Source organism: Streptomyces sp. NPDC026246, assembly GCF_055567995.1.
Genome location: NZ_JBVHPJ010000008.1, coordinates 206,963 through 220,593, shown reverse-complemented (window position 1 = coordinate 220,593; position 13,631 = coordinate 206,963). Strand labels below are relative to the sequence as shown.

General features: G+C 73.5%; 12 protein-coding genes. 8 read left to right on the top strand and 4 right to left on the bottom strand.

Translation table 11 applies throughout. The features are described 5' to 3' along the window. Positions 1 to 155: 155 nt before the first annotated feature. Positions 156 to 917 carry an SLATT domain-containing protein gene (locus tag ACZ4M5_RS21585; protein ID WP_467739109.1) on the bottom strand — a complete coding sequence of 254 codons (762 nt, stop codon included), beginning with the start codon at positions 915 to 917 and terminating at the stop codon, positions 156 to 158. Between the two features lie 275 nt (positions 918 to 1,192). On the opposite strand from ACZ4M5_RS21585, the gene ACZ4M5_RS21580 reads away from it, so the two are divergent. The 3 genes from ACZ4M5_RS21580 to ACZ4M5_RS21570 all read left to right on the top strand — a co-directional run bounded on the left by ACZ4M5_RS21580 (position 1,193) and on the right by ACZ4M5_RS21570 (position 2,880). Continuing rightward, positions 1,193 to 1,534, top strand: a complete 342-nt coding sequence (locus tag ACZ4M5_RS21580) for a YbaB/EbfC family nucleoid-associated protein (protein WP_467739107.1) — start codon at positions 1,193 to 1,195, stop codon at positions 1,532 to 1,534. 94 nt (positions 1,535 to 1,628) lie between these two features. Beyond that, complete coding sequence (gene recR, locus ACZ4M5_RS21575) at positions 1,629 to 2,228, top strand: recombination mediator RecR (RefSeq protein ID WP_003991835.1); 600 nt, start codon at positions 1,629 to 1,631, stop codon at positions 2,226 to 2,228. Continuing rightward, positions 2,221 to 2,880 carry a DUF5063 domain-containing protein gene (locus tag ACZ4M5_RS21570; RefSeq protein WP_369196641.1) on the top strand — a complete coding sequence of 220 codons (660 nt, stop codon included), beginning with the start codon at positions 2,221 to 2,223 and terminating at the stop codon, positions 2,878 to 2,880. The genes recR and ACZ4M5_RS21570 overlap by 8 nt, the downstream gene beginning before the upstream one ends. A gap of 54 nt (positions 2,881 to 2,934) precedes the next feature. Here the strand turns inward: ACZ4M5_RS21570 and ACZ4M5_RS21565 are convergent, their stop codons facing one another. Continuing rightward, on the bottom strand, positions 2,935 to 3,771 hold the full coding sequence (locus ACZ4M5_RS21565) for a PhzF family phenazine biosynthesis protein (RefSeq protein WP_467739105.1): 837 nt from the start codon (positions 3,769 to 3,771) through the stop codon (positions 2,935 to 2,937). Between the two features lie 259 nt (positions 3,772 to 4,030). On the opposite strand from ACZ4M5_RS21565, the gene ACZ4M5_RS21560 reads away from it, so the two are divergent. The 4 genes from ACZ4M5_RS21560 to ACZ4M5_RS21545 all read left to right on the top strand — a co-directional run bounded on the left by ACZ4M5_RS21560 (position 4,031) and on the right by ACZ4M5_RS21545 (position 8,649). Further along, complete coding sequence (locus tag ACZ4M5_RS21560) at positions 4,031 to 5,308, top strand: aspartate kinase (RefSeq protein WP_398108955.1); 1,278 nt, start codon at positions 4,031 to 4,033, stop codon at positions 5,306 to 5,308. Beyond that, positions 5,308 to 6,393, top strand: a complete 1,086-nt coding sequence (locus ACZ4M5_RS21555; protein ID WP_467739102.1) for an aspartate-semialdehyde dehydrogenase — start codon at positions 5,308 to 5,310, stop codon at positions 6,391 to 6,393. Before ACZ4M5_RS21560 ends, ACZ4M5_RS21555 begins: the two co-directional genes overlap by 1 nt. Positions 6,394 to 6,916: 523 nt before the next feature. After that, positions 6,917 to 7,492 (top strand): SigE family RNA polymerase sigma factor, encoded by a 576-nt coding sequence (locus tag ACZ4M5_RS21550; RefSeq protein ID WP_467739462.1) that lies wholly within the window; start codon positions 6,917 to 6,919, stop codon positions 7,490 to 7,492. Positions 7,493 to 7,608: 116 nt separating this feature from the next. Continuing rightward, positions 7,609 to 8,649 (top strand): hypothetical protein, encoded by a 1,041-nt coding sequence (locus ACZ4M5_RS21545; RefSeq protein WP_467739100.1) that lies wholly within the window; start codon positions 7,609 to 7,611, stop codon positions 8,647 to 8,649. 85 nt (positions 8,650 to 8,734) lie between these two features. On the opposite strand, the gene ACZ4M5_RS21540 is transcribed toward ACZ4M5_RS21545, so the two are convergent. After that, positions 8,735 to 9,535: an SURF1 family protein gene (locus ACZ4M5_RS21540; RefSeq protein WP_467739098.1), complete on the bottom strand. Its 801-nt coding sequence runs from the start codon at positions 9,533 to 9,535 to the stop codon at positions 8,735 to 8,737. Between the two features lie 181 nt (positions 9,536 to 9,716). On the opposite strand from ACZ4M5_RS21540, the gene ACZ4M5_RS21535 reads away from it, so the two are divergent. Continuing rightward, the gene (locus ACZ4M5_RS21535) at positions 9,717 to 11,582 is read left to right on the top strand and encodes a S9 family peptidase (RefSeq protein ID WP_467739096.1); all 1,866 of its coding nucleotides are present in this window, start codon (positions 9,717 to 9,719) and stop codon (positions 11,580 to 11,582) included. A gap of 112 nt (positions 11,583 to 11,694) precedes the next feature. On the opposite strand, the gene ACZ4M5_RS21530 is transcribed toward ACZ4M5_RS21535, so the two are convergent. After that, complete coding sequence (locus ACZ4M5_RS21530) at positions 11,695 to 13,599, bottom strand: potassium channel family protein (protein WP_467739460.1); 1,905 nt, start codon at positions 13,597 to 13,599, stop codon at positions 11,695 to 11,697. Between the last annotated feature and the right edge of the window lie 32 nt (positions 13,600 to 13,631).

Genomic DNA, 13,631 nt, shown 5'->3' with positions numbered 1-13,631 from the left:
CCGCGCCACCGGGGTCGAACGTCCGGCGCACTCGCTCGCGGCCGGCTTCCCCAGCTACCTGACCTACCTGTCCCGGGGCAGCGGACAGGACATCGTGCGCACGGGAGGGCGGCGGCCACCGACCGTCGGGACGGCGACGGGCCAGGCCCCGGGCCTCACCTCGGCTCGGGCGGACGCTGCCGGGGCATGTTCGGCCGGGCGCCGCCCGCCGGCGGAACCGCGAAGCGGCCGTTCACGCTCCCCGCCTCCACCGGGCGGCCCGGCCCCGGGAACACCACCGTCTGCAGACCGGCCGCCGTGCCGCCCCCGGTGCGGAACTCGCCCATCCAGTCCGCCGTCTCCACCCGCACCAACTCGGTCACGTCCTCGGAGAACCTGCGCAGCACCCCCAGGCACCGCTCCGCGGCCTCACCGGCCGTGCCCTCCGCCGGACCCAGCACCTCCCGCACGCTCTCCGCGGCCCAGTCGAACTGCAGTGCCTGGAGCCGGCGCTGCACGGCCTGCGCGGTGGCCACGTCCCGCATCCAGCCCGACGTCACCCCGAAGTACCGGTCGACGGCCACGCACGCCACTGCCAGCAGCAGGGCCAGGCACCCCCAGGACGCGATCCCGCCCGCCACGCCCGTCAGGTCCAGCAGGGGCAGCGCCAGCCCGGTGACCGCTCCGGCCAGCGCCCCGCAGCGCAGCACCCGCGCGCAGCGCCGCTTCCAGATCCGGTCCGCCAGATACCAGGCCGCCGTCCGCAGTGCCCCCCGCTCCACCCACCGGTACAGCTCGTCCAGCCGGACCGCCGGCTCGCCCCAGTCCCCGAGCGGGAAGGCCCGCCCGGTCAGGTCGCCCGGCCGCAACCGGGCCGCCGCCCCCTCGCCCCGCCCGTCCTGAGGTGGCACCTCGGGCTGCATCTCCGGCTGACCCACCCGGCACTCCTCACCGACCCACGAATGACCACGTACGGTTCACTCACCGATCACGCTGCGCGACGGACGGCCGCGGCGTCCTGCCGCGCCCGACCCTTCCTACCCCCCAACGGGTGGCGAAGATGAAGCTTTCGCCGGTTTTCCGCCCGGAAGTATTCCTTGATCGGTTATGGGGCGCGAGAGGGACTCACTCGAAAGAGTGCTGGGGCGGTGGCAGGCCCGACCACGTAGGCTCGTGCCGAGCGGGAAAACCCGTACCGAGCAAGGAGCTGATCGTGATCCCCGGTGGTGGCCAGCCCAACATGCAGCAGCTGCTCCAGCAGGCCCAGAAGATGCAGCAGGACCTGGCGAAGGCGCAGGAGGAACTGGCGCAGACGGAGGTCGACGGGCAGGCCGGCGGCGGCCTGGTGACCGCGACCGTCACCGGCGCCGGCGAGCTGCGCGCGCTGAAGATCGACCCGAAGGCGGTGGACCCGGAGGACACCGAGACCCTCGCCGATCTGGTCGTGGCGGCCGTCCAGGCGGCCAACGAGAACGCGCAGGCGCTCCAGCAGCAGAAGCTCGGCCCCCTCGCGCAGGGCCTCGGCGGCGGCGGGATCCCCGGTCTGCCGTTCTGACCCGGCGCACCGCCTTCCTCCGGGAGGCGGCTGACAACTACGGTACGTACGGGTGGGTGCGTACCGACCCCGAAGACCCAGGAAGGGCAGTCCGTTGTACGAAGGCGTGGTCCAGGACCTGATCGACGAGCTGGGGCGGCTGCCCGGCGTCGGTCCGAAGAGCGCCCAGCGGATCGCCTTCCACATCCTCCAGGCGGAACCGACGGACGTGCGGCGCCTCGCGCAGGCGCTGATGGAGGTCAAGGCGAAGGTCCGCTTCTGCGCGACCTGCGGCAACGTCGCGCAGGAGGAACTGTGCAACATCTGCCGCGACACCCGCCGCGACCCGGCCGTCATCTGCGTGGTCGAGGAGCCCAAGGACGTCGTGGCGATCGAGCGCACCCGTGAGTTCCGGGGCCGCTACCACGTGCTGGGCGGCGCGATCAGCCCGATCGACGGGGTGGGCCCGGACGACCTGCGCATCAGGGAGCTCCTGGCCCGGCTCGCCGACGGCACGGTCACCGAGCTGATCCTCGCCACGGACCCGAATCTGGAGGGCGAGGCGACGGCGACGTACCTCGCCCGCATGATCAAGCCCATGGGCCTGAAGGTCACCCGCCTGGCCAGCGGCCTCCCGGTGGGTGGGGACCTGGAATACGCGGACGAGGTCACGCTCGGACGCGCCTTCGAGGGGAGACGACTCCTAGATGTCTGACGCCACGCTGCACGCGACCGAACAGAACCCGGACGACTTCGCGGTCCAGATCGCGGACCAGATCGAGAGCTTCCTGGTCGCCGTCACGGAGGTCGCCAAGGGCGACGAGCCGGAGTCGGCCGTGCCCTTCCTCCTCCTGGAGGTCTCCCAGCTCCTGCTCGCCGGGGGCCGGCTCGGCGCGCACGAGGACATCGTGCCCGACGAGCGCTACGAGCCCGACTCGGGCCCCGAGGCGGACGTCGACGAACTGCGCGAGAACCTGGCGCGGATGCTCGACCCCATCGACATCTACTCCGAGGTCTTCGACCCCTACGAGCCCCGCAAGGCGCCCGTCCCGGCCCGGATCTCCGACGACCTGGCCGACGTCATGGCCGACCTGCGCCACGGCATGTCCCACTACCGCGCGGGCCGCACCAGCGAGGCCCTGTGGTGGTGGCAGTTCTCCTACTTCTCCAACTGGGGCTCCACCGCGTCGGCCACCCTGCGCGCCCTGCAGTCGGTCCTCGCCCACATCCGCCTCGACCAGCCCCTCGCCGAACTCGACGGACTGGACACGGACCAGGGCATGGGCGACGACACGCTGGAGTTCGAGGCGGGCCGCGTGATGGTGGAGGAGATCGCCCGCCCCCTGGGCCTGCGGCAGACCAAGTGACGTACCGTCAGGCCCGGTCGGCCGGACCCGGAACGCCGGTCGGCTGACGCCCCGTCAGATCCGGACGGCCCTGCCCGTCACGCCGATTCCCTCTCGCGGGCCGGCCGGCACGGACACGGTGAGGGTGCTCGGCCGCCCCATGTCCTCGCCCTGGCGGATCGTCAGGGTCGCCGGGGGAGTGACGAGTCCGAGCTCGCGCAGGTAGCCGCCGAACGCGGCCGCCGCCGCGCCCGTGGCCGGGTCCTCCACGACACCCCCGGGCGGGAACGGGTTGCGGGCGTGGAAGACCGTGGGCGACTCCCGGTGGACCAGGTCGACCGTCGTCCAGTCCCTGCGGGCCATCAGGCCGGCGAGGGCGGCCATGTCGTAGTCCAGGCGGGCCAGCCGCTCCCGGCTCGCGGCGGCGAGCACGGGGTGCCAGGCCCCGGCGTAGGCGACGCGGGGCGGCAGCAGCGGGTCCAGATCCTCCGCCGACCAGCCCAGGAGCGACAGCAGCGCGTCGAGGTCGGCCTCTTCGAGCGGGACCGTGCGCGGGGCCACGCTGACCAGGGTGGCGACGAGGCCGCCGTCGGCCGCCCGGTCGGTGGTCACCGGGACCGGCCCGGCCGGCGTGCGCAGCAGCAGGCGACCGGTGCCGTGCCGCTCCGCGTGCGCCACGGCCGTGGCGATCGTCGCGTGCCCGCAGAAGGGGACCTCGGCGAGCGGGCTGAAGTAGCGCACGGCCAGGGAGCCGTCGCGGTCCTCCGTGACGAACGCGGTCTCCGAATAGCCGACCTCGGCGGCCGCCGCCAGCATCGCCGCGTCGTCGGCCCCCGCGGCGTCCAGCACCACCCCCGCGGGGTTTCCGCCCTCGGGATCCCCGCTGAACGCCACGTAACGCAGTATCTCCATGCCCGCACGGTAGCGTCCGCTTCCCGGCCGCAGGGCGGCACCGGGCGGCCCGGAAGCGGGCCGGAGCCCTTGACCAGGGGTTGTGACGCCGGGCACTTTCCGCGTGGCCCGTGCCCAGATGGGCATGAGCCACTCTGGACGGGCGCCGGGGTCTCACCATGCGATATCGCGGAGGGGATTTTCGGACGCTCGTTAGACTGAGCCGACCGCGGTACGAATGCGTATGAGCGGACAGAGACGGATTGAGCGAGGAGCGCACGTGGGCCTTGTCGTGCAGAAGTACGGAGGCTCCTCCGTAGCCGATGCCGAGGGCATCAAGCGCGTCGCCAAGCGGATCGTGGAAGCGAAGCAGAGTGGCAACCAGGTGGTTGCCGTCGTTTCCGCGATGGGCGACACGACGGACGAGCTGATCGATCTCGCCGAGCAGGTTTCCCCGATGCCTGCCGGGCGCGAGCTCGACATGCTGCTGACCGCCGGAGAGCGGATCTCCATGGCCCTGCTGGCGATGGCGATCAAGAAACTGGGCCACGAGGCGCAGTCGTTCACCGGCAGCCAGGCGGGTGTCATCACCGACTCGGTCCACAACAAGGCCCGGATCATCGACGTCACGCCGGGCCGGATCAAGACCTCGGTGGACGAGGGCAACATCGCGATCGTCGCCGGTTTCCAGGGCGTCAGCCAGGACACCAAGGACATCACCACCCTCGGCCGCGGCGGCTCCGACACCACGGCGGTGGCCCTCGCGGCCGCGCTCGACGCCGACGTCTGCGAGATCTACACCGACGTGGACGGCGTGTTCACCGCCGACCCGCGCGTGGTGAAGAAGGCGAAGAAGATCGACTGGATCTCCTTCGAGGACATGCTCGAACTGGCGGCGTCCGGGTCCAAGGTGCTCCTCCACCGTTGCGTGGAGTACGCCCGCCGGTACAACATCCCGATCCACGTCCGGTCCAGCTTCAGCGGACTGCAGGGCACGTGGGTCAGCAGCGAGCCGATCGATCAAGGGGACAAGCAGGTGGAGCAGGCTCTCATCTCCGGTGTCGCGCACGACACCTCCGAGGCCAAGGTCACGGTCGTCGGCGTGCCGGACAAGCCGGGCGAGGCGGCCTCGATCTTCCGTACGATCGCCGACGCCGAGATCAACATCGACATGGTCGTGCAGAACGTGTCCGCCGCCTCCACGGGCCTGACGGACATCTCCTTCACGCTGCCGAAGACCGAGGGCCGCAAGGCCATCGACGCGCTCGAGAAGAACAGGGCCGGCATCGGCTTCGACTCGCTGCGCTACGACGACCAGATCGGCAAGATCTCCCTCGTCGGCGCCGGCATGAAGACCAACCCGGGCGTCACGGCCGACTTCTTCACGGCCCTGTCCCGGGCGGGCGTGAACATCGAGCTGATCTCGACCTCCGAGATCCGCATCTCGGTCGTCACCCGCGCCGACGACGTACCCGAGGCCGTCCGTGCCGTGCACACGGCCTTCGGTCTCGACTCCGACAGCGACGAGGCCGTCGTCTACGGAGGCACCGGCCGCTGATGACCGGCCTTGGAGGGGCCGGCCGGACCGGCCGGTCCGGCCGGCCCACGCTCGCCGTGGTGGGAGCGACCGGCGCCGTCGGCACGGTCATGCTCCGGATCCTGTCCCAGCGCGCAGACGTCTGGGGCGAGATCCGGCTCGTCGCCTCCCCGCGCTCGGCCGGCCGCAAGCTGGCCGTGCGGGGCGAGGAGACCGAGGTCGTGGCGCTCACCGAGGAGGCCTTCGACGGGGTCGACGTCGCGCTGTTCGACGTCCCCGACGAGGTCGCCGAGCAGTGGGCGCCCGTCGCCGTCGCCAAGGGCGCGGTGGTGGTCGACAACTCCGGCGTGTTCCGGATGGACCCGGACGTGCCGCTCGTCGTGCCCGAGGTCAACCCGCACGCCGTGCGCATGCGCCGGCGCGGCATCATCGCCAACCCCAGCTGCACGACGCTCTCCATGATCGTGGCGCTGGGCGCGCTGCACGCCGAGTTCGGCCTGCGCGAGCTGGTCGCCTCCTCGTACCAGGCCGTCAGCGGCGCCGGACGCGAGGGCGTGGCGACCCTGCGCCGCCAGCTGTCCCTGGTCGCCGGCACCGAGCTGGGCACCCACCCCGGCGACGTGCGGCGGGCCCTCGGCGACCGCACCGGGCCGTTCCCGGAACCCGTCGCGCTGAACGTCGTGCCGTGGACCGGTACGGCGTGCGAGGACGGCTGGTCCTCGGAGGAGCTGAAGGTGCGGGGCGAGACCCGCAAGATCCTCGGGCTGCCCGGGCTGCCGGTCGCCGTCACCTGTGTGCGCGTCCCCGTGATCACCACGCACTCGCTGACCGTGCACGCCCGCTTCGAGGGCGAGGTCACCGTCGACAAGGCGCGCGAGATCCTCGCCACGGCGCCCGGGGTCGTGCTGTTCGACAACCCGGCCGCGGGGGAGTTCCCGACCCCCGCCGACGTCGTGGGCACCGACCCCACCTGGGTCGGGCGGGTGCGCCGGGCCCTGGACGATCCGACCGCGCTGGAACTCTTCGTGTGCGGGGACAACCTGCGCAAGGGATCGGCGCTCAACACCGCCCAGATCGCCGAGCTGGTGGCCCGGGAGCTGTCCTGAGAGCGGCCGCCACGCTCCCGTGACCGCCCGCCGGCACGGAAAACTCCGGGCCGGTGTCGGTGCCGGTTTGTAGGATCGGTGCACCCCGCATGTGATCCGGTCGATGATCCGGACCACTTGTGGCCTGGGGCTTTCGCGACGGAGGATTTAGCTCCCCGCTCTCCGCAACCACGCGGAGGGCGGGGAGCGTCTTTGCCGTCGCCCTTCGGGCCGTGGGAGCGCTTGTCAGGCGTGGGGACGCCTGGAACCGGACGTGGGGACGCCCGGTCACATCTGGACATAGGGGAAGAGCGGGACGCATGAGGGCATGTGAGGCACCATCGGTTGTGCTGCCTGACGCGGGTAGACCGTCGGCGGCGGCGGTCGGCGCGAAAGTGACGCCCGGCACGTACAACCCTCAGCGGGGTGAGCGTGTCCAACAAGCGTGGCAGAGGTACTCGACTTCAGCGCGGCACGCGGCACGGTCCTCAGACCGCCCCGTCCGGCGGCTCTCCGACCCCGCATGCCCGGCACGCCCGGTGGCATGCCGGTGATCGCGCCCGTGCCCGCAGCGCGGCCGGCCCGCATCCCCAGTCAGCGTGACGGCGCCGAGGACTCGGTCGCGGCCGGGACGACCGTCGATCACCTCACCGAGACCTACCGCGCGCACTACCGCTCGCTGCTGGGTCTCGCCGCCCTCCTCCTCGACGACACGGCCTCCTGCGAGGACGTCGTCCAGGAGGCGTTCATCCGTGTCCACTCCGCCCGCAAGCGGGTCCGCGACCCCGAGAAGACCCTGGCGTACCTGCGCCAGACCGTCGTGAACCTCTCGCGGTCGGCGCTGCGCCGCCGCATCCTGGGCCTGAAGCTGCTGTCCAAGCCCATGCCGGACATGGCCAGTGCCGAGGAAGGCGCCTACGACCAGCTGGAGCGCGACTCCCTCATCGCGGCGATGAAGGGCCTGCAGCGCCGCCAGCGCGAGGTGCTGGTGCTGCGCTACTTCGCGGACATGACCGAGGCGCAGGTCGCCGAGACGCTCGGCATATCGCTGGGCTCCGTCAAGGCGTACGGCTCGCGCGGCATCGCGGCGCTCCGGGTCGCCATGGAGGCGCCGGCATGAGCGACGGCGACGGTGCGCCCCGCGACGGGCGCGACCGGCACGAGCCCTTCGAGTGGCACGAGCCGACAAGGCTGCACGGGCAAGATCCGAAGCAATCGCACGCTGGGAACGGAACTGTGAACCACGGCCCCGACGACCAGAGCCCGGACCGGCTCGACTCGGACGAGCTGGACCTGCGCAGGATGCTGCGGCAGGCGGTGCACGAGGTGGAGCCGCGCGACGGCACCCTGGACTACCTGCGCAAGGCGGTGCCGCAGCGGCGCGCCCGCAAGCGCCAGGCCCTCGTGGGCATGGCGGCGGCCGCGCTGTTCGTGGGCACCGCCGTCCCCGCACTGGTGCACGTCTCCAACGCCACCGGCTCCGACGCCAACCCCTCCGCCATCGGCCACGCCTCCGAGACGCCCGGCGGCTCGGGCGGGAGCAAGGACCCGGACGGCGGTGAGAACTCCTCGGGCAAGCCCTCCGACAAGGTCGAGGGGAAGGAGAAGGACGGCAAGAAGGACAAGGACAAGGGCAAGGGCTCCGGCGCCTCCAAGGGCGGCTCCACCGCCGGCACCGGCCCCTCCTCCACGACCAGCGCCGGCGTCGCCGCCTGCACCGCCGCCCAGCTCGGCCCGGCCTCCGGCAGCAGCGGCGCCCCCGACTCCACCGGAGCGGTCTCCGGCTCCTTCCGCGTCGTGAACGTCTCCGGTGCGGCCTGCACGGTCACCGGCCCAGGCTCGGTGTACGCCGCGGCGCAGGGCGGGGCGGACCCCGCGAAGGTCGGCTCGCTCCGGCACGCCGCGGGCGACGCGGCGTCCGGTCTGCTGCCCGACCCGTCGCTGGAGGCGGCCGGGCTGGTGCTCCAGCCGGGCACCGGCTACGACGTGAGGTTCGCCTGGGTCCCCTCGGAGACCTGCGGCACCCCCGGCGGCGGCACCGGCGGCCCCGACCCGAGCCCCGACCCCACCGCGTCGGAGGACCCGGCGGCCACGGCGGGCACCTCCACCGGCGGCGACACGGGCACCGGCACGCAGCTCCTCCGGGAGGACGGCACGGCCGACGGCAGCGTGGCGGTGACGTACACCCCGGGCACCGGCTCGGGCGCGGGCTCGGTGACGGTGCCGAACGCGTGTGCGGGGACCGTGTACTGGACGGGAGTACTGGCGGGGGCGTGATCCCCGCCGGGGCGTGCGCGGCCCGGCGGGGCCCTGCCGGGGCGGTGCGCGGGGTGTGCCGGGGCTACCTGGTGGCGTCGCGGGGCTACTTGGCGGCGGGGGCGGTCTCCACGGTGACCGGCTCCTCGTCCGGCACCAGGCCCAGCTCCAGGTCGCGCGCGAGCTCGGTCTCGCGGCGCAGCAGCCGGAACCACATGAAGATCACGAACCCGACGAAGGCGAACCACTCGGCGGTGTACCCGAGGTTCTGGAACGCCTTCAGGTCGAGCCCGGAGTCCGGCGGCGCGGCGGCGGGCACCGCCTTCATCCCCGCGTCGCCGTCGGCCAGCGTCACCCACGCGTCGTACACGTCGTAGGGGACGAGGTTCACCAGCGACGCCGCGCTGATCGCCGCGGTCTGCCCCGCGGGCAGCCCGCCCCGCGCGCTGACCCCGTTGTCACCCGGGGTCTCCGACGCCTGGAGCACGCCGGTGACCGTGACCTCGCCGCGCGGCGGGGCGGGCGCCTTCGCCGCGTCGGCGGGGCCGGGCAGCCAGCCGCGCACCACCGGAAGCGCCTCGCCCGAGTCGGTGCGCAGCAGCGTCAGCACGTAGAAGCCCTGCCGGTCGTCGAGCTTGCGGTCCGGGACCAGCAGCTGCTTGCCGTAGCGGCCGGTCGCGGTGACCGGCTTGCCGGACGTCGCCTTGGTCACCGGCAGCATCTCGCCGAGCGGCCGCGGCGCCTCGCGTCCCGCCCGGGAGACCTGCTCGCTCGCGGTGCGGTGGTCCTGCACACGGTCCTCGAACCGGCCCAGCTGCCAGGACCCCATGAAGATGCAGAAGGGGATGGACAACAGCACGAAGACGTTGATCCCCCACCATCGGGGCGTCAGCAGAAACCGGTACACACCCCCACGGTACGGGGCCGGGAGGCGTCCCCGGCCCGCGGGGTGGGCAACGGGGGTCCCGCCACGGCCGTCTCCCGGTCGCCGCCGTGGCCGGCCGGCCACCGAGGAGGACCGCCGCGGGTTTTCCACAGGCTGGGGACCTCGTCGGCGAACAGCCGGCCTGTGCGTGCACTATGGGGCCATGACTGAGAGCAACGGGTCCGAAGCGCGGGATCAGCGGGACCAGCAGCGAGGGGCGGCGTCGGGGCAGCAGGAGCCGATGCCGGACTGGGAGAAGCGCTTCCGGGCACCCCGGGTGTCCCTGCCCGACTGGGCGCTGGACGCGCCGGACCGCTCCCTGTTCGTGTCCAACGCGACGGGGACCTACGAGCTGTACGCCTGGGACCGGGCCACGGGTGAGCAGCGCCAGGTGACCGACCGGCCCAACGGCACGACGGACGGCGTGCTGACGCCCGACGGCGCCTGGATCTGGTGGTTCGACGACAAGGACGGCGACGAGTTCGGCGTCTGGCGCCGCCAGCCCTTCGAGGGCGGCGCGGACGAACCGGCCGCCGACGGCCTGGACGCCTCCTACCCGGCGGGCCTCGCCCTCGGCCGCGATGGCCGGACGGCGATCGTGGGCCGCTCGACCGACGAGGACGGGACGACGATCCACCTCGTGCGCACCGGCGAGAGCCCCGTGGAGATCTACCGCCACCGCGAGTCGGCCGGCGTCGGCGACCTCTCCCACGACGGCTCCCTGATCGCCGTCGAGCACACCGAGCACGGCGACGCGATGCACTCCGCGCTGCGCGTGCTGCGCCCCGACGGCACGCCGGTCGCCGAGCTCGACGACACCGAGGGCGGCACCCGCGAGCTGGGCCTGGAGGTCCTCGGCTTCGCGCCCGTCGACGGTGACACGCGTCTGCTGATCGGCCACCAGCGCCGCGGCCGCTGGGAACCCCTCGTGTGGGACGTGGCCACCGGCGAGCAGACGGACCTGGCGCTGGACCTGCCGGGTGACGTCGGCGCCGAGTGGTATCCGGACGGCAGCGGCCTGCTCGTCGTGCACAGCTTCGAGGCGCGCAGCGAGCTGTTCCGCTACGACCTGGCGGGCCGCTCCCTGAACGCGATCCCGACCCCGCCCGGCACGGTGTCCGGGGCGACGGCCCGCCCCGACGGCAGCGTCGAGTTCCTGTGGTCCTCGGCCGCCGAGCCGCCGGCGGTGCGCTCCACGGCCGGCGGTGTGGTGCTCGACCCGCCCGGCATGAAGTCGCCCGGCTCGGTGCCGGTGCGGGACGTGTGGGTGGAGGGTCCCGGCGGCCGCATCCACGCCCTGGTGCAGAAGCCCGAGGGCGTCACCGGCCCGCTTCCCACGGTCTTCGACATCCACGGCGGCCCCACCTGGCACGACAGCGACTCCTTCGCCGCGGGCCCGGCCGCCTGGGTCGACCACGGCTACGCGGTGGTCCGGGTCAACTACCGCGGCTCCACGGGCTACGGCCGGGCCTGGACGGACGCCCTGAAGCACCGCGTGGGGCTCATCGAGCTGGAGGACATCGCCGCGGTACGCGACTGGGCCGTCGGATCCGGCCTCGCCGACCCCGACCAGCTGATCCTCACCGGCGGCTCCTGGGGCGGCTACCTCACGCTCCTCGGCCTCGGCGTGCAGCCCGATGTGTGGGCCCTGGGCATCGCGGCGGTCCCCGTCGCCGACTACGTCACGGCGTACCACGACGAGATGGAGGCGCTGAAGGCGATGGACCGCACCCTCCTCGGCGGCACCCCGGAGGAGGTCCCCGACCGCTTCGAGGCCTCCTCACCCCTCACGTACGTCGACAAGGTCACGGCCCCGGTGTACATCTCGGCCGGCGTGAACGACCCGCGCTGCCCGATCCGCCAGATCGAGAACTACGTCGCGCGCCTGGAGGCGCGGGGCGCGGTCCACGAGGTCTACCGCTACGACGCCGGCCACGGCTCGCTGGTCGTGGACGAGCGGATCAAGCAGGTGCGGCTGGAGCTGGAGTTCGCGGAGCGGCATCTCAAGGAGGTTCCGGGCGCCCGGTAGCACGGGAGCGGGAGTCGGGGGTGGTTCGGCGGCTGCGGGTGGGTGCCGGCCGGTCGCGCAGTTCCCCCGCGGCCCTCGGGCGTCGCGGCCTTCGGGCGTCGCGGCCCCGGCGTCACGCTCCCGCCCGCTCCCGCCGTCTGCGTCCCAGCAGCTCCGCGAGGCCCCGCCGGGTCGCCGCCAGCACCACCCGGTCCCCGGGGCCCAGCACATACGAAGGAGGCAGGTCCCACACCAGCCCCGACGTCGCCGCGCCGTCCTCCTCGGCGCCCTCCCGGTCACCCCACCGGCCCCCGGAGGGCGCCGTGTTGAGGGCCAGCACCCGCCAGGCCCCCGGCCGGAACGTCTCCCCGACCGTGCGGCCCTCCAGCTGCGGGTGCCCGCCCACCTCGATCTCCGCGAAGAGCAGCACCCGCCGCTCCACCGGGATCGCCCCGAGGATCTGCCGCCCCATCATCGCCCCGGCGAAGGCGGGCGCGGCCAGGTGGGACACGCTGCGGCTGCGGGTCAGGGCGGACGGGTGCGCGGCCCGCAGCGTCCGGTAGACGGCGGTGGCGAAGTCGTCGTCGTACAGCCGCAGGACGACCCGCAGGTCGGGCCGCAGGGACCGGGCGTACAGCGACGCCTCCAGGTTCGTGGTGTCCGCGCTGGTCAGCGCCAGCAGGGCGTGGGCCCGGTGGATCTTCGCCGCCTCCAGCACGCCCTCCTGCGTGACGTCGCCGAGCACCACCGGCACCCGCAGGCGCCGGGCGGTGGCCATGCCGCGTGCCTCCGGGTCGGACTCCACGCACACCACGGGGATGTGCAGCTCCCGCAGCCGCGTCAGCACGCGGGTCCCGATCTTCCCGAGGCCGAGCAGCACCACGTGACCGCCCAGCCCCCGCGGCGGCTTGCGCAGGGCCGACGCGCTGCGGAAGGTGCCCAGGGCCTCCAGGACCGCGGCCAGCAGCACCGGCAGCAGCAGTAACCCCACCAGCCCGGACAGCAGTTGCAGGACCTGCTGCCCCGTCGGCTGGTGGAACGCGGGGTCGTTGATGCCGAACAGGTCGAGCAGGGTGACGTAGGTGGCGTACAGCGGGTGTTCACCGGTCACCAGCGTCAGCGCGACCGCGAGGGCCAGCACGCACCCGATCAGCCCGGCCAGCGACCACCGCAGCCGCCGCGAGAACAGCGAACCCAGCGGTGGTACGCCGCCCCGCCCGTTGGCCAGGGCGGGGCCGGAGTACGACACCTGCTCCAGGACGACGGTCCCGCGCCCCGTCGCCGCCGCCACCGCGGCCTCGTCGGGCAGCAACTGCGGTCCCTGCTCCCCGCTGCCCTCCGAACCGTCGGCCCCGGCCGGGTCGTTGCTCGTCGCGGACAGCAGGGCCAGCGTGCACAGACCCGGGTCGGCCACCTCGCCCGGCCGGGGCGGCTGCCGTTCCACGGCGCGCAGGACGAGCCCTTCGGTCTGCACGACCTTGCTCGTGCCGGCCAGGGCGGTGGCGGCCAGCGCGGGCGCGGCCGTGTCGGCGTCCGACAGCACGGTCGTCGACGTGTCGAAGCCCGGTCCGCCGCCCGTGCCCGAGCCGGAGGCCAACGCGGCCGTCTGGTCGAGCAGTTCCTCGATGTGCTGCCCCAGCCGGCGGTTGTACAGCCGCAGGACCAGCCGCAGCCGGGGGTTGAGGCGGCGGGCGGTGAGCGCGGCGCGGATGTTGGTCTCGTCGTCGTCGTACACGAGCGCCAGGGCCGCCGCCCGCTCCGCCCCGGCCTCACCGAGCACCGCCTCGGTGACCTCCGCGGCCTCCACGACCTGCTCGTTCCCGGCCGGTTCGCCCCCGGGCCCGCCCGCGCCCGCCCGGTTGACGGCGGCGCTGACGCGGTCGAGCAGGGCGGCCGAGGCGGCCCGGGCCCGTCCGACCACCGGCTGCCGCACCCGGCGCCCGGAGGGCGGCACGACGAGGGTGACCTGTTCGCCGTACACACCCCGCAGTTCGGCGGCGAGGCGGTGTGCGAGACCGTCGTCGCCGCACACGATCATGTGCGTGGCCGGATCGCCTGGCTGACCTTGGT